Consider the following 19,502-nt stretch of genomic DNA (forward strand, 5'->3'; position numbering starts at 1 on the left):
GATATTTCGGCTCAGCCGATTTCATTTTACGCGATCGATTCGGCCTCCTAGCATGCGACCTTCCTTCAATCAGTGCGGGTCTGCCTTGCCGGACATGCACATGTGTTTCGGTCCCGTATGCTCAAACGACGGCAGTTCGGTCGTCTCCTTTCGATGCCGTTGTTCGGCCTGCCACCACGGCGCCTGCCGGCGGTGCTCGCCGTGCGCAGTGGTGTGCAGTGGTGTGCGGCCACCGGAGCTTGCCTGGGCATTCTGGCGGCGGCCCTGGGCACCTGGGCGCTGTTGCCGGCCAATGCCGTCTGGCTGATCGCGCCCATGGGGGCCAGCGCCGTGCTGGTCTTTGCGGTGCCCTCCAGCCCGCTGGCGCAACCCTGGCCGGTGATTGTGGGCAATACCGGCAGCGCCCTGGTGGGGGTCGTCTGCGCCAGCCACATTCCGGAGCCGGCCCTTGCCGCGGCGCTGGCCGTCGGCCTTGCCATTGTCGTCATGTCGCTCACCCACAGCCTGCATCCGCCGGGCGGGGCCACAGCCTTGCTGGCGGTGCTGATGCATGCCGAGACGCCGATATTCGCCGTGCATCCGGTGGCCATCAACTCGGTGCTCCTGGTGGTGGCGGGCGTCGTGTTTCACCGGCTCGGGGCGCACCCTTACCCGCACCAAGCGGCGCCGCCGGGCCGGCCGCGTCGCTTCAGCGATGCCGATATCGATGTCGCCCTGCGTGAGCACGACGCACTGCTCGATGTGAGTCGGGCCGATATCGAAACCCTGCTCGAGCACGCCGAAACCGCCGCCTACCGGCGCACGCTCGGGGCCGTGCGGTGCGAGCAGATCATGGTGCGCCCGGTCTGTCAGGTGAAACGCAACACCCCCGTGAGCGAGGCCCATCGACTGATGCGCCAGCATCGTGTCAAAGCGCTGCCGGTGACCGCAGGTGGCGGCCTTGTCGTGGGCATCCTCACCGCCTGGGACGTGCTCGAACATCTGGCCACGCGCCAGCCGGGCCGCCATGCCGCGGTCGGTGCGCTCATGAGCACGCCGGTGGTCACCGCGCGTGCCGATCGTCCGGTGGTCGAGCTGGTCAGGCTCATTGCCGGCGGCGCCAATCATCACATCCCGATCGTTGATCAACATCAGCGTCTGGTCGGGATCCTCACGCAGTCGGACTTGATCCGGACGCTCCACCTGGCCGTTCATCCCGGCCCGCTCGACAACGCATCATGAAAGACAACGCTTCACCCGTCATCCCCATCACGCCGCTGTACGCCAAACGCAAGAAGATCCATCCGCGCACCATCCACGGCCTCTTCCAGCGCTGGCGATGGGTGTTCGTGTGGCTCACCCAGCTGCTGTTCTACGGTCTGCCATGGTTGCCGTGGAACGGTCGTCAGGCGGCGCTGTTCGACCTGGATGCCCGGCGCTTTTATGTGTTCGACCTGGTGCTCTGGCCACAGGACACGATCTATCTCGCGGCCATTCTGGTGCTCAGTGCGCTGGCGTTGTTTCTGTTCACGGCGGTGGCGGGGCGCCTGTGGTGTGGTTACACCTGTCCGCAGACGGTGTACACCGAAATATTCCTGTGGATCGAGGCGCGCGTCGAAGGCGACCGCAACAAGCGCATGAAGCTCGATCAGGCGCCCTGGAGCCTGCACAAGCTCAAGCTGCGAGTCGTCAAACACAGCCTGTGGCTGCTGGTTTCGGCGTGGACCGGTTTCACCTTCGTGGGCTACTTTACCCCGATCGACCAGCTTGGCAGTGCCTTCGTGACCGGTACCGCCGGAGCGTGGTCGATGTTCTGGGTCTGCTTCTATGCGCTGGCCACCTACGGCAACGCTGGGTTCATGCGCGAGCAGATGTGCAAGTACATCTGTCCGTATGCGCAGTTCCAGACCGTGATGTTCGACAACGACACGCTGATCATCGCCTACGACCAGCAGCGGGGCGAGTCGCGTGGCGGCCGGGCGCGGAGCGCCGACCCGACCGCGCTCGGGCTGGGTGACTGCATCGACTGCAGCATCTGCGTGCAGGTGTGCCCCACGGGTATCGACATTCGCGACGGCTTGCAGATGGAGTGCATCGGGTGTGCTGCCTGTATTGATGCCTGCGATCAGGTGATGGACAAGATGAACTACCCGCGCGGGCTGATTCGCTATTCAAGCGAAAACGCGCTGGTGGGCGGGCACAACCCGATGCGCAGGATGCTGCGGCCGCGGGTGCTGATCTATTCGGTGATCTTCATGGCGCTGAGCGCCGCGCTGGCCGCCTCGCTCATGACGCGCATGCCGCTCAAGGTCGATCTTCAACGCGACCGCAACACCCTGGCGCGGGAAGTGGCCGATGGCCAGATCGAAAACGTGTTCCAGCTCGTCATCATCAACGCGACGGAAACGGCGCACGACTATCGCATTGCCGTGGATGGCCTCGACGGCATCCGCCTCGATCAGACGCAGGCGATCCGCATCGACGCGGCATCAAGGGGCTCGAGCGTGATCCGTGTCCATGCCCCTGCCGATGCCGCCGCTTCGGGCGCTCACGACATCCGCTTTACGGTCACTGACGTGGCCGACCCGAGCATCAGTGTCTCCGAGCGCAGCCGGTTCTGGCTGCCGTGATCGCACGGGCCTGACGCCACCCCCCCACGCAGAACCAGAATCGCCACGCCGGAGCATCTCCCGTCAGGAGGCTTTCGGCGCGGCTCACCACACATCCCCCGTCATCTCCAACCATGAGGAAGACCCCATGCTGACCGAACAACAACGCGACATCATCAAGGCCACCGTGCCGCTGCTCGAATCGGGGGGCGAAGCGCTCACCACCCATTTCTATCAGCTGATGCTGGGCAACTATCCGCAGGTGCGGCCGCTGTTCAACCAGGCGCACCAGGCCAGCGGTACCCAGCAACGCGCCTTGGCCAACGGGGTGCTGACCTATGCGCGCAACATCGACCGGCTCGAAGCGCTCGGCCCGCTCGCGGCGCAGATCGTCAACAAGCATGTGGCCCTGCAGATCCAGCCCGAGCACTATCCCATCGTCGGCACCTGCCTGCTGCAGGCCATCAAAGAGGTGTTGGGACCCGAGCTGGCCAACGACGGCGTCATCGATGCCTGGCGGGTGGCCTACCAGCAACTGGCCGATATCCTCATCGGCGCAGAACGCGAGGCCTACGACACGCTCGCTGCGGCCCCGGGCGGCTGGCGCGGCGGCCGGACGTTCCGCGTCGTGCGCAAAGAACGCGAAAGTGCGCAGATCGCCTCCTTCTACCTGGAGCCGGTCGACGGCGACGCCGTGCTCGACTTCAAACCCGGGCAGTACATCGGCCTGCGCCTTGTCATCGACGGGCAGGAGGTTCGACGCAACTACTCTCTGTCCGCCGCCCCCAATGGCGTGGGGTATCGCATCAGCGTCAAGCGCGAGCCGGGCGGGGTGGTCTCGACCCATCTGCACGACCGCGTGTCAGAAGGCAGCACGCTCGAACTGTTCCCGCCTGCGGGGGCCTTCACGCTCAAGGATGGCGATCACCCGCTGGTGCTGATCAGTGGCGGCGTCGGCATCACGCCGACCCTGGCCATGGCCGAAGCCGCGCTGATGAACAGCGACCGGACCGTGGTGTTCATTCACTACGCCCGCGACGCCGAATCCCATGCCTTTGGCCAGCTCGTCCATCGCTGGCGTGCCCACTATCCGCAGTTCAAGCCGTATATCGTGTATGAGCACAGCGACGACGGCGCGCCAGACGCTCCGGACGCGCTCGGGCGCCCGACCCTGGAGCAGCTCAAGCAGTGGCTGCCGGACCCCCCTGTTTTCGATGCCTACTTTCTCGGTCCCAAACCGTTCATGGCGGCGATCAAGCGGTTTCTGACACAGCTCGGGCTGCCCGAAGGACACATCCATTTCGAATTCTTCGGCCCGGCTGAAGATCTGAACTAAGCCCCGGCGGCGCTACCGTCAGCGGCACGTGCGCTGACGGTGGCGTGCCATGCGCGCTGGCGATGGACCTGTGAGAGGGGCCGACGCCGCCGCTCGCAAGGTGCCAGCCTTCACACAAGCTCACGCGTCTGAAGGGTGTGAACCAGGGCGTCGACCTGATGCTCGGCGTCGGAGATCGATTGAACGAGGCGCGCGTCCGAGAACTCGTCGTACTCGATGGCCGCCGTGTGTGTGTCGGTGACGCCCATGTAGGCAAAGGCGGTCTGCACCGAGGCTTCGACATGATTGCGCGCGGCGATGCGCTCCCCCGGGCCGTAGCCGAAGTCGCCCCGGGAGGAGAGGATGACCAGCTGCTTGCCCATCCCGGTCAGCAGGGGCCAGTAGGGCTCGCCCGGTCGCGAACGGTCGAAGCCGAAGGTGCGCCCCACCCGCACGATGTTGTCGATATAGGCTTTGAACTGGGCGGGCGGGCCAAAGTTGTACATGGGCACGCCGGCGACGATGACATCGGCCTCGAGCAACTCGTCCACCAGCCGGTCACTCGGGCCCAGGGCCTCATGCATCCAGGGCTCACGATTCGGTTCGGGCGTAAAGGCGGCATGAATCCAGTCACCCGTGACCGGGGCGGGTGGCGCCAGCCCCACATCGCGACGAATGACGCGTGCCGAGGGCTCTGTCTCCAACCAGCGATCCATGAAGCGTTTGGTCAGGCGACGGGTGTGAGAGCCGTGGGCCAGCGTGTCGGACGCGCCTGATCGGGCGCTGCTATCAATATGCAGTAAGGTGGTCATAATCTCTCCTTGCATGTCTGAGATGATTTCAATGAGTGCAAGTCGAGTTTTGTACAGTCCAAGTGCTTGTACAAACGATCATTGTTCAATCGATAGATGATTTGAGATCACCCATGAATCGTTCAGCCAGACTCCCGTCCCTGTCGTCGCTGCGCGCCTTCGAATGTGCCGCGCGGCTGTGCAGCTTCAAGCAAGCGGCCGAGGAGCTTTCCGTCACCGCCACGGCGATCAGCCACCGGATCCGGGTGCTGGAGGCCGACCTCGGGCACACGCTGTTCCATCGCAAAGTCCGCTCGGTCGAACTGACCCCGGAGGGGCAGGTGCTGTTTTCTGCCGTTCATGCCGGTTTCGAAGCCATTGCCGCGGGCGTCGCGCAACTGAGGGCGCCAACCCGTGGCGCGGTCACCGTTTCCGTCACCCCCGCATTCGCGGCCAAGTGGCTCGTGCCGCGTCTGGACGCGTTTCAGGCGGCCCACCCGGACATCAACCTTCATGTCCACGCCTCGAACGATGTCGTGCGCCTGGGCCCGGGCAGCGCCGATCTGGCCGTGCGCTATGGCAAAGGCCCGTACCCGGGCCTGGACGCCACGCCGCTCATGCAGGACCGTTTTGCCCCGGTCGCCAGCCCCGCGCTCGGGGCGATCAGCAGCGAGCAGATCGCCGAATCACCGCTCATTCACTTCGACTGGCATCGGGGCACGGCAAACGCCCTGTCCTGGGCGGCGTGGGCGCAGGCGGCAGACATGGAGGCGCCGCCGCTGGCCAAGTGCATCCGTTTCTCTGAAGAGTCCCACGCCATTCAGGCCGCGGTTGCCGGCCAGGGGGTGGCGCTCGTGAGCCTGTTGCTCGTGCAGGAGGAACTCAAGCTGGGGCTGCTTCGGGTCGTCCCCGGCCCCTCGCTCGAAGGCTGGTCATACAACCTGGTGGCGCCGCCGCTTGAGACCGCTTCTGCCCAGGTGGTCGCCGTCCGGGACTGGCTGATCGAGGCATCGGCGTCGTGATGCCGGAGCACGAGATTTCGAAGGGGCCGCTCCGGTTCGCGTTTCGATGACATGGCTGCGTCAGGCGGGCCGTCGATGATCGTGCGCCGGCCGCCTGTGTCGTGTCGCGTCCTCGTGATTGCGGTCTTCGGGCCTCAGCCCACCACCCGGAAGAAGCCGACCAGCCGGTTCAGATCCGCGACATTGGCCTCCAGGTTGTCGGCTGAGCGGCCAACGCCTTCGGCGCCCGCGGCGCTGGTGTCCACCAGGCTCGAAATGCGTTCCATGTCGCGAGCGATCTGTTCAGAGGCGCCGGAATGTTCTGCCGCCGCGTCGGCGATACGGCCGGCCAGCGAGGCCACCTCTTCGCTGCCCCGGGCGATCTGGTCCATGACATCGAGGCTTTCTTCGGCGCCGCTGGCGGCCTCGCCGACCGTGTCGGCAACGCCATCCATGTCGCGCGTGATCTCGGTTGAGTTGCGGCTGACGTCGCCGACGATGCGTGAGATGTTGCCGGTGCAGTTGGCGGTGCGCTCGGCCAGCTTGCGCACCTCGTCGGCAACCACGGCGAATCCGCGCCCGACTTCGCCGGCCCGCGCGGCTTCGATGGCGGCGTTGAGGGCGAGCAGGTTGGTCTGATCGGAGATTTCGCGGATCTCGTTCGAGATCTGTGCCACCTGCTCGATGGAGGTCCCCAGGCTGCGCATGGCGCTGTTGGCGCTGTTCACCGCTTCGACGGTCCGGTGGCTGGCGGCCACGGCCTGATTCAGCCGGGCACGTCCCTCGGCCACCTGGGCGAGGGCTTCCTTCGCCGCGTGGGCCGAGTCCTTGGCACCGCTGGCCGCTTCCGCACCGGCCGCACAGTTCTGTTCGCAGGCGGCGCTCACCGAGAGGATGCGATCGCGTTGCGCGGCAGTGGCCTGTTGAAGGGTCTCCACCTCACGGTGCAGGCGGGTGTTTTCCGCTTCGGTGTGGGTGGCCGATTGCCGGATTTCGTCCAGCATCACCTTGAGCCGGCCCTGCATGTACATGAGGGACTCCATCAGCCGGCCCATCTCGTCCGAGCGTCCCACCGGCAGCTTGCCGGTCAGATCGCCCTCGCCGATACGTTCGAAAATCCCCAGCATCGTCGCGGGCTCGGTGATCGAGCGGCGCCACAGTCGGGCAATCAGCCACAGGCTGCCGACAAGGCCGCACACGCCGGTCAGTGCGAGGGCGCGGGTGCCCGGGTCGAACGCGGCCAAGGCCGCCTGCGCGACGGGCAGGAAGGCGAGCACGGCAAGCATCGCCAGCATGGTGGTGTTCGGGATCGGGCGGCGGACCGGCATGTCGATATTGCGGTACTTCCGCCCACCGGCGCGGATCGCGTCATACAGCGCCGTCTCCGCATCGATCCGCTCGGGCGCGGCTTCACTGCGCAGGCTCATGTAGCCCACGTTGCGCCCGTCCTGGCGGACCGGAATCGTCAATGCCTGTGACCAGCAGACGCCGCCATCCTGATGGCGGAGCTTGGCCAGCCCCAGCCATGGTCGGCCCTGACCGGTGGTCCCGCGGATGTCCGCGAGCAACTCGGCGGGCACGTCGGGATGGGCGATCTCGCGGACACTGGTGCCCAGAAGCGCTTCGCGCGTCGTGCCCAGCATCTGTGCGCAGGCGTCGTTGGCATAGGTGATCTTGAAATCCGTGTCGTACTTGAGTACGACCAGCTTCCCCTTTGGAAACGGATGGCGCAGGGTGGCGCCGGCCTTGTCTTGGGCCATGAGACTCTCTCCTTGAGGCAACAGTAGGAACTGCGCGTTGACGCCTGCTATGTTTATGAGCGAATAGTTTAAGTATCAACAATGTTGTATAGCGACGCGCCAATGCGGAACTTGAGTGCGTGTTGACTCCGTGAAGCGACATCAGGCCGTTCATGGCAGTGCCGAATCAAACGCATTGAGTCGTCAGTTCCCCGAAGGGCTCCGTCGTCTGACGGATTGATGTCGTTGCTACGCCGGTGCTTGCGCCATACACCAAGGCACCTAGACTCAAGACATGGAACGTGTCCGTGGAGGAGCCGCTTTGCTCTGGGCTCGCGTGGCAATGGGAGCGTGATATGGACAGGCTTGACGGGGCATCGCTGCTGGCCGAAGCGGGCGTGGCCCATTTTCAGGGCGCGGCCACCCTGGGCGCCTTGAGCGAGGCGGCAATCCGCTGCCTCTTCGAGCATGGGCGCATCCTCGCGCTGGCCGACGGCGAGACCCTGATCCGCACCGGGGATACCGCCGACGCTTTCTTCATCGTCCTCGAAGGCCAGTTGGCCGCCTATTGCAAGACGGCAGATGAAGACGTCCCCATCCTGACGCTCGATTTCGGCGAGCAGATCGGTTACGCATCGATGATCGCCCTGTTCCCGCGCCCCGGTGAAGCGCAGGCGCATGGCGCAACCGTGGTGCTCGAGGTCGACACCGCGCTCTTCTACCAGCTACATGAGCAGCTTCCCTTCGATTTCGGCGTCCTCATGCTCAATCTTTCGCGCGAAATGGCGCGGGGATTCCTCAAGGTCACGGCCGGCCTCGTCTGCGCAAGTGCCCATCATCCTGTGCTCTAGTGTGTGTGAGCACGAGCAGGGGGGGGCGCCGGTGCCGCGTGTCGCTGTTTCGGCGGCTCCAAGGCGTGTGGCCCCGTCACTTCGGCTCAGGAAACGAGGCTCTTTCGTGATGCGTATCGTCGGATGTCGGGTCGGGTGAGATTGCCGGGGAGGAAGTGACCCAGGCGTTCGGCCTTGGTCGCCAGATAGCGGGCATTGGTGGCACAGGCGCCGGCCTGATGGGGAAGGCGCTCGACCACCTCGATACCTTGAGCTTCGAGTGCGGCCACCTTGCGGGGGTTGTTGGTCATGAGCTGAACGCGCCCAACGCCCAGGTGCTCGAACATGGGCCGACACATGGCGTAGTTGCGCGCGTCGGGGGCGAAGCCGAGTTGAAGGTTGGCGTCCACGGTGTCCAGTCCCATGTCCTGCAGCGCGTAGGCGCGCAGTTTGTTGAGCAGGCCGATGCCACGACCCTCCTGACGCAGGTAGAGGATGACGCCGCGCCCGGCGTCGGCGATGGCCGCCATGGCGGCCGCCAGTTGGGCGCCGCAGTCACAGCGCTGGCTGAACAGGGCGTCGCCGGTCAGGCATTCGGAGTGAATGCGGCACAGCACGGGTTCGTCGCCATCCAGGCGACCCACGGTGAGCGCCAGGTGTTCGTGGCCGTCCGCTTCGAAACCATGAAGCAGAAAGGTGCCCCAGGGGGTGGGCAGGCGGGTGCTGGCGACGAAGCTGAGCTTCGTTGCCTGATCGGTGTCGAGCTCGTGGGCGGGCATGGTTGATCTCCTGGCAAAGCGTGTCGATCAGGGGCTGGCCGTCATGCGCCACGGCGGTCGGCGCCCTCGTGTCCCGCGGCACCCTCCGGCGAAGGCGCCGGAGGGTGCGTGGGGATGAGCAAAGGTCGTGGCCTCAATCGCCACGGCCTGTTCCGTGTAAAAAAAGCCCGGAGGCCCGGGCGAAATCCACCACTGACGCTGATTGGGAGGGGGCGAGCAGGGTGGGAAGAGGAGTCATTGGCAGGCCTCGACCAGCGCCGGTACGGCGGAGAACAGATCGGCAACGAGGCCGTAGTCCGCAACCTGAAAGATCGGGGCTTCCGGGTCCTTGTTGATGGCGACGATGACCTTGGAGTCCTTCATGCCGGCCAGGTGCTGAATGGCGCCCGAGATGCCGACCGCGATATAGAGTGCCGGCGCAACGATCTTGCCGGTCTGGCCGACCTGGAAGTCGTTGGGCACGAAGCCCGCATCCACTGCCGCGCGCGAGGCCCCGAGCGCCGCCTTGAGCGCATCGGCCAGGGGCTCGAGAATCTCCCGGTAGGCGTCGCCACTGCCCAGCCCGCGTCCGCCCGAGACGATCACCTGGGCGGTGTCCAGTTCGGGGCGTGTGGACTGTGTCAGTTCGCGACCGACCAGCCGGACGAGGGCGCAGTCGGCCGCAGGGTCGAGTGCCGTCACCGGGGCGTGGTTGTCGGTGCCGACCGGGTCGAACGCGGTGGTGCGCACGGTGATCACCTTGCACGCATCGCCGCTCCGAACGGTGGCGAGCGCATTGCCCGCGTAGATCGGGCGCACGAAGGTGTCGGCGTCTTCGATGGCGACAATGTCGGAGATCTGCGCCACATCGAGCAGGGCGGCAATGCGCGGTGCCAGATTGCGGCCGAAGGCGGTCGCCGGCGCGAGGATGTGACCGTAGCTGCCGTCCGCGCCGATCCGCGCAAGCACCAGGGTGGCGAGGTTTTCGGCACTCGGGTCCGCGTAGTGGGGCGCATCGGCGGACAGCACCCGGGCCACGCCGTTCAGGCGCGTGGCTTCGGCAACTGCGTCGGCGCACTGGTGCCCGGCGACAAGGACATGCACGTCGTCGCCGAGTCGAGCGGCCGCGGCAACGGTGTTGAGGGTCGACGCCTTGAGGCGTGTGTGGTCGTGTTCAGCGATGACAAGAATGCTCATGGATAACCTCAGATCACTTTGGCTTCGTTGCGGAGTCGGGCGACCAGCTCGGCGACATCCGCCACCCGGATGCCGGCGCTGCGTGCGGGCGGCTCGACGACTTTGAGCGTGCTCAGGCGCGGGGCCAGATCGACGCCCAGCTCACTGGCGGGCAGCACGTCGAGCGGCTTCTTCTTGGCTTTCATGATGTTGGGCAAGGTGGCGTAGCGCGGCTCGTTGAGGCGCAGATCGGTGGAGACCACGCCCGGCAGGGTGAAGGCCAGGGTTTCCAGTCCGCCGTCCACTTCGCGGGTCACGCACACCTCGCCGCCCTCGACCACGATCTTTGAGGCGAAGGTGGCCTGTGGCCAGCCTTGCAACGCGGCCAGCATCTGTCCGGTCTGGTTGGCGTCGTCATCGATGGCCTGTTTGCCGCACAGCACCAGTTGCGGCTGCTCGCGCGCACAGATCGCCTGGAGCAGCTTGGCCACGCCGAGGGGTTGAAGCTCGGTGTCGGTGCTCACCAGAATGGCGCGGTCGGCGCCCATGGCCAGGGCGGTGCGCAGGGTCTCCTGGCAGGCGGTGACGCCGCAGCTTACGGCAACCACTTCGGTGGCCGTGCCGGTTTCCTTCATGCGAACCGCTTCCTCGACGGCAATCTCGTCGAAGGGGTTCATGCTCATCTTGACGTTGGACAGGTCGACGCCGGTGCCGTCGCAGCGCACGCGAACCTTGACGTTGTAGTCGATGACCCGTTTGACGGGAACGAGAATCTTCATTGCGTACTCTCCGTGTTCAGACCCGCTCGATGACCATGGCAATGCCCTGGCCGACGCCGATGCACATGCTGCACAGGGCATAGCGTCCCTGGCGGCGGGTCAGTTCGTGACTGGCGGTGGCCACCAGCCGGGCGCCGCTCATGCCGAGCGGGTGGCCCATGGCGATGGCGCCGCCGTTGGGGTTCACATGGGCGGCATCGTCGGCAATGCCGAGTTGGCGCATGACGGCCAGGGCCTGCGCGGCGAAGGCTTCGTTCAGCTCGATCACGTCCATCTGTTCGATGCTCAGGCCCAGGCGGGTAAGCAGCTTGCGGGTGGCCGGCACCGGGCCGATACCCATGATGCGTGGCTCGACCCCGGCGGTCGCCACGCCCAGGATGCGGGCGCGGGGCGTGAGCCCATGGCGCTCAAGCGCGGCGCCCGAGGCAATCAGCAGCGCACCGGCGCCGTCATTGACGCCGGAGGCATTGCCGGCGGTCACGGTCATGTCCGGCCCGTTGATGGGCTTGAGGCGGCCGAGCATGTCCACGGTGGTGTCGGGGCGCGGGTGCTCGTCGGTGTCCACTCGCAGCGCGTCGCCCTTTCGCCGAGGGATGAGCACCGGCACGATCTCGTCGGCAAAGCGCCCGGCGGCCTGCGCGGCGGCCCAGCGTTGCTGGCTGCGCCAGGCGAACAGATCCTGATCCTCGCGGGCGATGCCCAGCTCGACTGCCAGGTTGTCGGCGGTCTCGGGCATCGAATCGATGCCGAACTGCTCCTTCATGCGCGGATTGACGAAGCGCCAGCCGATGGTGGTGTCGAAAATCTCCATGCCGCGCCCGAAGGGGGTGTCCGACTTGGGTATCACAAAGGGCGCGCGCGACATGCTCTCCACGCCGCCGGCGATCATCAGCTCGGCCTCGCCGCTGCGGATGGCGCGTGCGGCAATCCCGATGGCGTCCATGCCGGAGCCACACAGGCGATTGACGGTGGCCCCGGGGACCGCGATGGGCAGGCCCGCGAGCAGGCCCGCCATGCGCGCCACGTTGCGGTTGTCTTCGCCGGACTGGTTGGCGCAGCCGAGCACGATGTCGTCCAACGCGGCCCAGTCCACCGAGGGGTTGCGCTCCATCAGGGCGCGCAACGGATGGGCGGCCAGATCGTCGGTGCGCACGGATGAGAGGGCGCCGCCGTAGCGGCCGATCGGGGTGCGGACGGCGTCGCAGATGTAGGCGTCGTTCATGACGGTTCCTTGGCCATGGCGGCGAAGTACTGCTGTTCGATATGGGGTGAGATGCGATAGCGCGGTTCGCCATAGCCGCTGCCCAGATGGGCCAGCACGGTGCGGATCGTCGGCCAGCCGACGCCCTCCGCCCACGCCAGCGGTCCCTGCGGGTAGCCCACGCCCAGGCGCATGGCGGTATCCACCGCGGCGGTCTCGGCCACGCCTTGATTGACCGCGTCCGCCGCTTCGTTGGCGAGCATGGCCACGGTGCGCATGACCGGCAGGCCCGGGACGTCACGCAGGCGCGACACGGCGAACCCGGCGGCCTGCAACAGGCCGGTCATGGCCTGGCTGGCGGCGTCGCCGCAGTGCTGCGCGCAGGCGATGCCCAGACGTGGCGCGCTCATGTAGTCCAGCGCCAGATCGACCAGCACCGTGTCGGCCACGCCGTTGTCCGCGGCCCGTCGGGTGGCGGTTCTGCCGTCGCTCACATACAGGCAGGCGGTGCCGGTGCTGGCGACCCGATGGTCCGCATGGGCCGGGGCGCGGGTGATGCGGGTGGTGTCCGGCAGGCGCGTGACAAGGGCCTCGGCCAGCGGCGTGTTGCCGTACACGGTGATCCCGGTCGGCGCCGGCTGCCCGGTGCAGCTCGCCGGTGCGGGGCGCTCGGCGTCCTTGTCGTAGCGGTAGAAACCGCGTCCGCTCTTGCGACCCAGCCAGCCGGCCGCGACGTATTCATGCTGAATCAGCGAGGGGGCAAAGCGCGGGTCGTTGGCAAAGGCCTGCCACACCGACTGGGTGACGGCGAGGCTCACGTCGAGGCCCACCATGTCCATCAGTTCGAAGGGCCCCATGCGGAAACCGCCGGCCTCGCGCATCAGCGCGTCGAGGGTGGCGCAGTCGGCCACGCCTTCGTTGAGCAGGCGCAGGGCCTCGCCGTAATAGGGGCGGGCGACACGGTTGACGATGAAACCGGGCGTGGAGCGGGCGAGGACCGGGGTCTTGCCCCAGGCCGTCGCGGTGTCGAACAGGGTCTCGGCGGTGGCCGGGTCCGTGGCCAGCCCGCTCACGATTTCGACCAGCGGCATGCGTGGTGCCGGGTTGAAGAAATGCATGCCGGCCAGTCGACCCGGGTGCGCCAGGCCGGCGGCGATGGCGGTGACCGAGATCGACGAGGTGTTGGTGGCGAACAGACAGTCGGCGCCGACCCGCGTCTCCAGCTCGCCGAACAGGCCGCGCTTGGCGTCCGCGTCTTCGACGATGGCTTCGATGATCAGGCCGCTGTCCGCCAGTTCGGCCAGGCTGCCGGCGGCGCTCAGGCGCTGCGCGGCCGCATCGGCGGTCTCTTGGGGCAGTTTGCCTTTGGCGGCCAGGGTGGCCAGCATCTCGCGCAGCTTGCCCACGGCGGCGGTGGCCGCGTCGGGGCGCGCGTCGAACAGGCGTACCGGATGGCCGGCCAGCGCGGCGACCTGGGCGATGCCGCTGCCCATGGCGCCGCTGCCGACCACGGCCACCGGGCGGTTGGAAGACAGGGCGCTCATCGGGCGATGCCTCCGAGGGGCCGCGCGCACGGGCGTGGCGAAATGGAAGGATGGGTCATGACGTTTGCCTCAATCAGCCTGGGGTCTATCGCCCCGTCCATTGGGGAGTGCGTTTTTCCAGGAACGCGTCGATGCCTTCGCGACGGTCATCGGTACCGGCGAGGATCACGAAGTTGCGGCGCTCCGCCGCCAGACCGGCGCCCAGCGGGGTGTCGAAGGCCTGCAGCACCGACTCCTTGGCCAGTCGTGCGGCCAGCGGGGCCATGCCGGCGATCTTGGTCGCCAGTGCGCGGGCGCGATCCAGGCAGGCGTTGTCGGGGGTGACCTCGGCCACCAGGCCGCTGCTCAGGGCCTCGCGGGTGCTGATGAACTCGCCGCTCAGCACCATCTTCATGGCCATCGACTTGCCCACGGTGCGGGTGAGTCGCTGGGTGCCCCCGGCGCCGGGGATGATGCCGAGCCGGATTTCGGGCTGGCCGAACTGGGCCGATTCGCCGGCGATGACGATGTCCGCGAGCATGGCCAGTTCGCAACCGCCCCCCAGGGCGTAGCCGCACACGGCGGCGACGACCGGTTTGGGGAAGCGGGCGATGGCGGCGAACAGCCGGGGACGGTCCTCGACGAGCACGGCCTGCAGGTCCTTCCGGGCCATTTCGGCCAGGTCGGCACCGGCGGCAAAGACCTGTTCGCCCCCGGTGAGCATGACGCAGCGCACGGCCTCGTCATGCTCCGCCTGCGCCAGCAAGGCCACCAGGGCCTGCAGCAGGGGGGTGCTCAGGGCGTTGCGTGCCTGTGGGCGGTTGAGGGTGATCTCGAGCACGCCCTTGTCTGGCGCACCCACCCGCAGCAAGGAGTCGTCGGCGATGTACCTGGTCATGATCGCTCTCAGTCCGGAATGACGGCGGTCACTTCGATTTCCACCTTGGCGCGGTCCTCGACCAGATCGGCGACCTGCACGGCACTCATGGCGGGGAAGTTGCGGCCCATCACATCGCGGTAGACGACACCGATGTCCTTGAGGCGGGCGACGTATTCCTTCTTGTCTTCCAGGTACCAGGTCATGCGCACCACATGCTCCGGGCCGCCACCGGCGGCGCGCACCACGTCCATGCAGTTATGCAGGGCCTGCTGGATCTGCTCGACCAGGTCGTCGGTTTCGAATTCGCACTGGGCGTTCCAGCCGATCTGGCCGCCGACGTAGATCTGCCGGCCACGTGCCTCGATACCGTTGGCGTAGCCTTTGGGGGCAATCCAGCCCTCGGGTTGAATGACTTTGATGCTCATGACTTCTCCTTGAATCCATGGATGGCCTGGCGGATGTCTTCCGGCCAGGGCATGGGACGGTGGGTGTCCAGCGAGGTGGCGACCATGCGCTGCTCGAAACGGACGCGTTCGCCCCCGTCGGGGCCGACGATGCGGTGTGTCAGGTGCAGTGAGCTGTTGCCGACATGGGTCACCGACAACTCGAATCGCACCGTTTCGCCGAAATGCGAGGGGGCAACGAAAGTGGTGTCGATCTGGGCGGTCGGTGTGCCCATGCGTCGTTCGCTCACGGTCTCGGTCCATGGCTTGCCGATATGCGCCCACCAGTCTTCGACCACGCCGTTGAGCAACTCGAAGTAGCGGGGGAAAAACACGATGCCCGCCGGGTCGCAGTGGCTGAACCGGATCAGGCGTTCGGCGACGAATTGCCCGGTGGGGATGTCTGAGTTTGTGTGCATGTTCGGCAAGCCTCCGAAATCAGTTGGCGAAGGCGGCGATCCCGGTGATGGCGCGACCGAGAATCAGTGCATGGATGTCATGCGTGCCTTCGTAGGTATTGACCACCTCCAGATTCACCAGATGGCGGGCGATGCAGAACTCGTCTGAGATGCCGTTGCCGCCCAGCATGTCGCGCGCGTTGCGGGCAATGTCCAGGGCCTTGCCGCAGGAGTTGCGCTTGACGATGGAGGTGAGCTCCACCGGCGCATTGCCTTCGTCCTTCATGCGCCCGATGCGCAGGCAGGTCTGCAGGCCGAGGGTGATCTCGGTGAGCATGTCGGCCAGCTTCTTCTGGATGAGCTGGTTGGCCGCCAGCGGACGACCGAACTGCTTGCGATCCAGGGTGTATTGACGTGCTGTCTCGTAGCAGGCCTCGGCGGCGCCGAGGGCGCCCCAGGCGATACCGAAGCGGGCGCTGTTCAGGCAGGTGAACGGGCCTTTGAGACCGCGCACGTCGGGGAAAGCGTTCTCCTCGGGGCAGAACACCTCGTCCATGACGATTTCGCCAGTGATCGAGGCGCGCAGGCCGACCTTGCCGTGGATGGCCGGGGCGGAGAGGCCCGTCCAGCCCTTCTCGAGCACGAAGCCGCGGATCTGGCCCTCGTCGTCCTTGGCCCACACCACGAACACGTCGGCAATGGGGCTGTTGGTGATCCAGGTCTTGGCGCCGCTCAGGCGGTAGCCGCCGTCCACCTTGCGGGCACGGGTGATCATGCTGCCCGGATCGGAGCCATGGTTCGGCTCGGTCAGGCCGAAGCAGCCGACCCATTCGCCGGTGGCAAGCTTGGGCAGGTACTTGCGCTTTTGCGCCTCGGTGCCGAATGCGTTGATCGGCACCATCACCAGCGAGCTTTGCACGCTCATCATCGAGCGGTAGCCCGAATCGACACGCTCCACTTCGCGGGCGATCAGGCCGTAGCACACGTAGTTGAGGCCGGAGCCGCCGTATTCCTCGGGAATGGTGGCGCCCAGCAGACCCAGCTCACCCATCTCGTTGAAGATGGCGCGGTCGGTGTTCTCGTTCCGGAAGGCGTCCTGCACGCGCGGCAGCAGGCGTTCCTGGCAGTAATCGCGGGCGGTGTCGCGGACCATGCGTTCGGTCTCGGACAGTTGCTGATCGAGCAGAAGCGGGTCGTTCCAATCGAAATGAAGTTTGCTCATGTGCTTCTCCGGCTTGGGGTCAGGTGTGTTGTTTGAGGAGTTCGCGGGCAACGATGAGTTTCTGCACCTCGGTTGCCCCTTCGTAAATGCGTAGCGCGCGGATTTCGCGATACAGGGATTCGACCCGCACGCCGCTGCGCACGCCCTGGCCGCCATGCATCTGCACGGCCGCATCGATGATGCGCTGGGCGTTCTCGGTCGCGGTCATCTTGGCCATGGCCGCTTCGCGGGTGGTGGGTAGTTTCTGCACATCGCGGCGCCAGGCGGCGCGTGCGGTCAGCAAGGCGGCGGCATCGATGTCGGTGGCCATCTCGCCCAGTCTGGCCTGGGTCAGCTGGAAGTCGGCCAGCGTGTGGCCGAACATCGGTCGGGCTTTCACATGGGTGATGGCCTCGTCCAGTGCGCGGCGGGCAAAGCCGAGGGCGGCAGCGCCCACCGAGGCACGGAAGATGTCCAGCGTACGCATCGCCACCTTGAAGCCTTCGCCCGCGGCGCCGAGGCGGTGCCCCACCGGCACGCGCATGTCGGTGAAACGCAGGCGCGCCAGCGGGTGCGGGGCGATCACCTCAAGCCGTTCGGCGATCTCGAAACCGGGCATGTCCGGCGTGATGACGAAGGCCGAGATGCCGCGCGTGCCCGGCGCTTCGTCGGTGCGGGCGAACAGGCAGTACACATCGGCGATGCCGCCGTTGGAAATCCAGGTCTTCTCGCCGTTGATCACGTAGTGATCGCCCTCAAGGCGGGCCTCGCAGGTCATTGCGCCCACATCCGAGCCGGCCAGTGGCTCGGTCAGTGCGAAGGCTGCGATCCATTCGCCCGCGGCCACCCGGGGGAGCACCTGGCGCTGGATTTCCGGCGTGCCCGCGAGGGTGATCGCGCCGGTACCCAGGCCCTGCATGGCAAAGGCAAAGTCGGCCAGACCGTCATGGTAGGCAAGGGTCTCGCGGGCAACGCAGAGCGAGCGCGAATCGAGTTCGGGTAGCGCGCCGCCGAACGCGGCCGGCACGCAGTAGCGCAGGAAGCCGGCGCGACCGAGCGCGGCCACCAGCTCCCGGCAGGTGTTGTCGGTGTCGTGGTGGTCGATGGCCGGCAAGCTGGCCGCCCAGTCCACCAGGGCATCCGAAAGCTGCCGGTGCTCGGGGCCGAAGAAGGGGAGATCGAGGCAGGTGCGGTCCATGATCGGTCCCTCAGTCGCCCTGGAATTCGGGCTTGCGCTTGGCCGCAAAGGCCTCGAACGCGCGACGGAAATCGCCGGTCATCATGCAGATGGCCTGTGCCTGGGCTTCGGACTCGATCATCTCCTCAATGCCCATGGCCCATTCCTGATTGACCATGGTCTTGGTTACCGTGTGGGCGAACCAGGGGCCGTCGGCCAGTTCGCGGGCCAGTGCCTGCGCCTGGTCGAGCACATCCTGCGAGGGGTGCAGGCTGTTGAAGAAGCCCCAGGCGGCGCCTTCTTCGGCACGCATCGAGCGCCCGGTCATGAGCAACTCGTTGGCGCGCCCCAGTCCGATCACGCGCGGCAGCAGGCCGCAGGCGCCCATGTCGGCGCCGGCCAGCCCCACCCGGGTGAACAGGAAGGCGGTCCTGGTGCCGGGGGTGCCCAGACGCATGTCCGAGGCCAGCGCGATCATCGCGCCGGCGCCGGCGCAGATGCCGTCGATGGCCGAGATGATCGGCTGTGGCGCACGGCGCATGGCCTTGACCAGATCGCCGGTCATGCGGGTGAAATCGAGCAGCTCGGGCATGGTCATATGGGTGAGCGGTTCGATGATCTCGAACACGTCGCCGCCGGAGCAGAAGTTGCCGCCTTCGCCGGTGATGACGACGCTGCGCACATCGCTGGCATGGACGAGGTCACGGAACAGGTCGCGCAGTTCGGCATAGGAGTCGAAGGTCAGCGGGTTCTTCTTGTCCGGGCGGTTGAGGGTGATGGTCGCCACCCGGCCGTCGTCGGAACACGTCCACTTGAAGTGTTTCGCCGGGTAGTCCTTGAACGCGCGCTTGTGGTCTCGCATGGAAAGTTCAGCCACGGGAGTTCTCCTGATCGTCGGGGTTACATCACTTCGCCGCCAGCGACGGCGATGGATTGGCCATGGATGGCGTCGGCACCGGGCAGGCACAGCCAGGTGACTGCGTTGGCCACTTCGGCAGGCTTGACCAGGCGCCCCTGGGGGTTGCCGGCGGCCAGCTCTGCACGCGCTTCTTCGACGCTGCGGCCGGTCTTGGCCACGATGTTGTCCACGGCGCCGGCCAGCAAGGGGGTGTCGGTGTAGCCGGGGCATACCGCATTGACGGTGATGCCGCGCTGGGCCACTTCCAGCGCCAGGGCGCGGGTGAGGCCGACAACGCCATGCTTGGCGGCGCAGTAGGGCGCCACGTATGCGTAGCCGAGCAGCCCGGCGGTGCTGGCGATGTTGATGATGCGTCCCCAGCCGGCCTCGAGCATGTCGGGCAGCGCGGCGTGGACGCAGTTGAAGGTGCCGGTCAGGTTGACGTTGATCATCATCTGCCACTGGGCCGGACTGGTCTTGGCCAGGGGGGCGCTTCTGGCGACCCCGGCGTTGTTGACCAGCAGCGCGACCGGGCCGCGTGCAGCGGCGGCTTCGCGCATGACGCCGGTCACCGTCTCGTGGTCGGTGATGTCGGCCACGGCCACGCCGTGACCTTCGCCGGGCAGGCGGGCGCAGCAGGCCTTGAGACCGGGGCCTTCGAGCCCCAGCAGGGTGATGGTGGCGCCCTGGGCGGCCAGTGCCTGGCAGATGGCCTCGCCGATGCCGCCGTTGGCGCCGGTGACCACGGCGTGGCGTCCGGCCAGGGGGCGGTCAGCGGTGTTGTGGGTGTTGGAGGTGTTCATC

At 66.7% G+C, this 19,502-nt stretch carries 19 protein-coding genes; 5 read left to right on the forward strand and 14 right to left on the reverse strand.

Features of this window, described 5'->3' with window-relative positions; genetic code table 11:
* The first annotated feature begins 102 nt into the window (after window positions 1-102).
* The 3 genes from J0W34_RS04450 (at window position 103) to hmpA (ending at window position 3,924) form a co-directional block, all read left to right on the forward strand.
* Window positions 103-1,221: an HPP family protein gene (locus tag J0W34_RS04450; protein WP_230970854.1), complete on the forward strand. Its 1,119-nt coding sequence runs from the start codon at window positions 103-105 to the stop codon at window positions 1,219-1,221.
* Window positions 1,218-2,609, forward strand: a complete 1,392-nt coding sequence (ccoG, locus tag J0W34_RS04455) for a cytochrome c oxidase accessory protein CcoG (protein WP_230970855.1) — start codon at window positions 1,218-1,220, stop codon at window positions 2,607-2,609. The genes J0W34_RS04450 and ccoG overlap by 4 nt, the downstream gene beginning before the upstream one ends.
* Before the next feature lie 127 nt (window positions 2,610-2,736).
* The gene (gene hmpA / locus J0W34_RS04460; RefSeq protein WP_230970856.1) at window positions 2,737-3,924 is read left to right on the forward strand and encodes an NO-inducible flavohemoprotein; all 1,188 of its coding nucleotides are present in this window, start codon (window positions 2,737-2,739) and stop codon (window positions 3,922-3,924) included.
* Between the two features lie 110 nt (window positions 3,925-4,034).
* Here the strand turns inward: hmpA and J0W34_RS04465 are convergent, their stop codons facing one another.
* Complete coding sequence (locus tag J0W34_RS04465; RefSeq protein ID WP_230970857.1) at window positions 4,035-4,715, reverse strand: FMN-dependent NADH-azoreductase; 681 nt, start codon at window positions 4,713-4,715, stop codon at window positions 4,035-4,037.
* Window positions 4,716-4,828: 113 nt separating this feature from the next.
* Here J0W34_RS04465 and J0W34_RS04470 point away from each other — a divergent pair, with 113 nt between their 5' ends.
* Window positions 4,829-5,716 (forward strand): LysR substrate-binding domain-containing protein, encoded by an 888-nt coding sequence (locus tag J0W34_RS04470; RefSeq protein ID WP_230970858.1) that lies wholly within the window; start codon window positions 4,829-4,831, stop codon window positions 5,714-5,716.
* A 134-nt stretch (window positions 5,717-5,850) separates the two neighbouring features.
* Here the strand turns inward: J0W34_RS04470 and J0W34_RS04475 are convergent, their stop codons facing one another.
* The gene (locus J0W34_RS04475; RefSeq protein ID WP_230970859.1) at window positions 5,851-7,455 is read right to left on the reverse strand and encodes a methyl-accepting chemotaxis protein; all 1,605 of its coding nucleotides are present in this window, start codon (window positions 7,453-7,455) and stop codon (window positions 5,851-5,853) included.
* A gap of 335 nt (window positions 7,456-7,790) precedes the next feature.
* Here J0W34_RS04475 and J0W34_RS04480 point away from each other — a divergent pair, with 335 nt between their 5' ends.
* Window positions 7,791-8,285, forward strand: a complete 495-nt coding sequence (locus J0W34_RS04480) for a Crp/Fnr family transcriptional regulator (protein WP_227815783.1) — start codon at window positions 7,791-7,793, stop codon at window positions 8,283-8,285.
* Window positions 8,286-8,371: 86 nt separating this feature from the next.
* On the opposite strand, the gene ribA is transcribed toward J0W34_RS04480, so the two are convergent.
* The 12 genes from ribA to J0W34_RS04540 all read right to left on the reverse strand — a co-directional run bounded on the left by ribA (window position 8,372) and on the right by J0W34_RS04540 (window position 19,501).
* The gene (ribA, locus tag J0W34_RS04485) at window positions 8,372-9,043 is read right to left on the reverse strand and encodes a GTP cyclohydrolase II (RefSeq protein WP_230970860.1); all 672 of its coding nucleotides are present in this window, start codon (window positions 9,041-9,043) and stop codon (window positions 8,372-8,374) included.
* A 234-nt stretch (window positions 9,044-9,277) separates the two neighbouring features.
* Complete coding sequence (locus J0W34_RS04490; protein ID WP_230970861.1) at window positions 9,278-10,219, reverse strand: electron transfer flavoprotein subunit alpha/FixB family protein; 942 nt, start codon at window positions 10,217-10,219, stop codon at window positions 9,278-9,280.
* A gap of 8 nt (window positions 10,220-10,227) precedes the next feature.
* Complete coding sequence (locus J0W34_RS04495; RefSeq protein WP_230970862.1) at window positions 10,228-10,977, reverse strand: electron transfer flavoprotein subunit beta/FixA family protein; 750 nt, start codon at window positions 10,975-10,977, stop codon at window positions 10,228-10,230.
* A gap of 16 nt (window positions 10,978-10,993) precedes the next feature.
* On the reverse strand, window positions 10,994-12,199 hold the full coding sequence (gene pcaF / locus J0W34_RS04500; protein WP_230970863.1) for a 3-oxoadipyl-CoA thiolase: 1,206 nt from the start codon (window positions 12,197-12,199) through the stop codon (window positions 10,994-10,996).
* Window positions 12,196-13,722: a 3-hydroxyacyl-CoA dehydrogenase gene (locus J0W34_RS04505; RefSeq protein ID WP_230970864.1), complete on the reverse strand. Its 1,527-nt coding sequence runs from the start codon at window positions 13,720-13,722 to the stop codon at window positions 12,196-12,198. The genes pcaF and J0W34_RS04505 overlap by 4 nt, the downstream gene beginning before the upstream one ends.
* Before the next feature lie 85 nt (window positions 13,723-13,807).
* Window positions 13,808-14,599 carry an enoyl-CoA hydratase-related protein gene (locus J0W34_RS04510; RefSeq protein WP_230970865.1) on the reverse strand — a complete coding sequence of 264 codons (792 nt, stop codon included), beginning with the start codon at window positions 14,597-14,599 and terminating at the stop codon, window positions 13,808-13,810.
* 8 nt (window positions 14,600-14,607) lie between these two features.
* Window positions 14,608-15,006 (reverse strand): RidA family protein, encoded by a 399-nt coding sequence (locus J0W34_RS04515; protein ID WP_230970866.1) that lies wholly within the window; start codon window positions 15,004-15,006, stop codon window positions 14,608-14,610.
* Window positions 15,003-15,443 (reverse strand): acyl-CoA thioesterase, encoded by a 441-nt coding sequence (locus J0W34_RS04520; protein ID WP_230970867.1) that lies wholly within the window; start codon window positions 15,441-15,443, stop codon window positions 15,003-15,005. Before J0W34_RS04520 ends, J0W34_RS04515 begins: the two co-directional genes overlap by 4 nt.
* 19 nt (window positions 15,444-15,462) lie before the next feature.
* A complete protein-coding gene (locus tag J0W34_RS04525; protein ID WP_227815792.1) occupies window positions 15,463-16,644 on the reverse strand; it encodes an acyl-CoA dehydrogenase in 1,182 nt (393 codons plus the stop codon).
* A gap of 19 nt (window positions 16,645-16,663) precedes the next feature.
* Window positions 16,664-17,821 (reverse strand): acyl-CoA dehydrogenase family protein, encoded by a 1,158-nt coding sequence (locus J0W34_RS04530; protein ID WP_230970868.1) that lies wholly within the window; start codon window positions 17,819-17,821, stop codon window positions 16,664-16,666.
* A 10-nt stretch (window positions 17,822-17,831) separates the two neighbouring features.
* Window positions 17,832-18,677 (reverse strand): enoyl-CoA hydratase family protein, encoded by an 846-nt coding sequence (locus J0W34_RS04535; protein WP_407941134.1) that lies wholly within the window; start codon window positions 18,675-18,677, stop codon window positions 17,832-17,834.
* A gap of 23 nt (window positions 18,678-18,700) precedes the next feature.
* Window positions 18,701-19,501, reverse strand: a complete 801-nt coding sequence (locus J0W34_RS04540) for an SDR family NAD(P)-dependent oxidoreductase (RefSeq protein WP_230970869.1) — start codon at window positions 19,499-19,501, stop codon at window positions 18,701-18,703.
* Window position 19,502: the final 1 nt, after the last annotated feature.

This window comes from Nitrogeniibacter aestuarii, assembly GCF_017309585.1.
In the GTDB taxonomy this organism is placed as follows: domain Bacteria; phylum Pseudomonadota; class Gammaproteobacteria; order Burkholderiales; family Rhodocyclaceae; genus Nitrogeniibacter; species Nitrogeniibacter aestuarii.

Bases quoted from the DNA above. Each gene is read 5' to 3' on its own strand.
- J0W34_RS04530 (WP_230970868.1), bottom strand. From the start codon at position 17,821: ATGGACCGCACCTGCCTCGATCTCCCCTTCTTCGGCCCCGAGCACCGG.
- J0W34_RS04465 (WP_230970857.1), bottom strand. From the start codon at position 4,715: ATGACCACCTTACTGCATATTGATAGCAGCGCCCGATCAGGCGCGTCC.
- J0W34_RS04490 (WP_230970861.1), bottom strand. From the start codon at position 10,219: ATGAGCATTCTTGTCATCGCTGAACACGACCACACACGCCTCAAGGCG.
- J0W34_RS04515 (WP_230970866.1), bottom strand. From the start codon at position 15,006: ATGAGCATCAAAGTCATTCAACCCGAGGGCTGGATTGCCCCCAAAGGC.
- J0W34_RS04520 (WP_230970867.1), bottom strand. From the start codon at position 15,443: ATGCACACAAACTCAGACATCCCCACCGGGCAATTCGTCGCCGAACGC.
- J0W34_RS04495 (WP_230970862.1), bottom strand. From the start codon at position 10,977: ATGAAGATTCTCGTTCCCGTCAAACGGGTCATCGACTACAACGTCAAG.
- J0W34_RS04475 (WP_230970859.1), bottom strand. From the start codon at position 7,455: ATGGCCCAAGACAAGGCCGGCGCCACCCTGCGCCATCCGTTTCCAAAG.
- J0W34_RS04505 (WP_230970864.1), bottom strand. From the start codon at position 13,722: ATGAGCGCCCTGTCTTCCAACCGCCCGGTGGCCGTGGTCGGCAGCGGC.
- J0W34_RS04470 (WP_230970858.1), top strand. From the start codon at position 4,829: ATGAATCGTTCAGCCAGACTCCCGTCCCTGTCGTCGCTGCGCGCCTTC.
- ccoG (WP_230970855.1), top strand. From the start codon at position 1,218: ATGAAAGACAACGCTTCACCCGTCATCCCCATCACGCCGCTGTACGCC.
- ribA (WP_230970860.1), bottom strand. From the start codon at position 9,043: ATGCCCGCCCACGAGCTCGACACCGATCAGGCAACGAAGCTCAGCTTC.
- J0W34_RS04525 (WP_227815792.1), bottom strand. From the start codon at position 16,644: ATGAGCAAACTTCATTTCGATTGGAACGACCCGCTTCTGCTCGATCAG.
- J0W34_RS04480 (WP_227815783.1), top strand. From the start codon at position 7,791: ATGGACAGGCTTGACGGGGCATCGCTGCTGGCCGAAGCGGGCGTGGCC.
- J0W34_RS04510 (WP_230970865.1), bottom strand. From the start codon at position 14,599: ATGACCAGGTACATCGCCGACGACTCCTTGCTGCGGGTGGGTGCGCCA.
- J0W34_RS04540 (WP_230970869.1), bottom strand. From the start codon at position 19,501: ATGAACACCTCCAACACCCACAACACCGCTGACCGCCCCCTGGCCGGA.
- pcaF (WP_230970863.1), bottom strand. From the start codon at position 12,199: ATGAACGACGCCTACATCTGCGACGCCGTCCGCACCCCGATCGGCCGC.
- hmpA (WP_230970856.1), top strand. From the start codon at position 2,737: ATGCTGACCGAACAACAACGCGACATCATCAAGGCCACCGTGCCGCTG.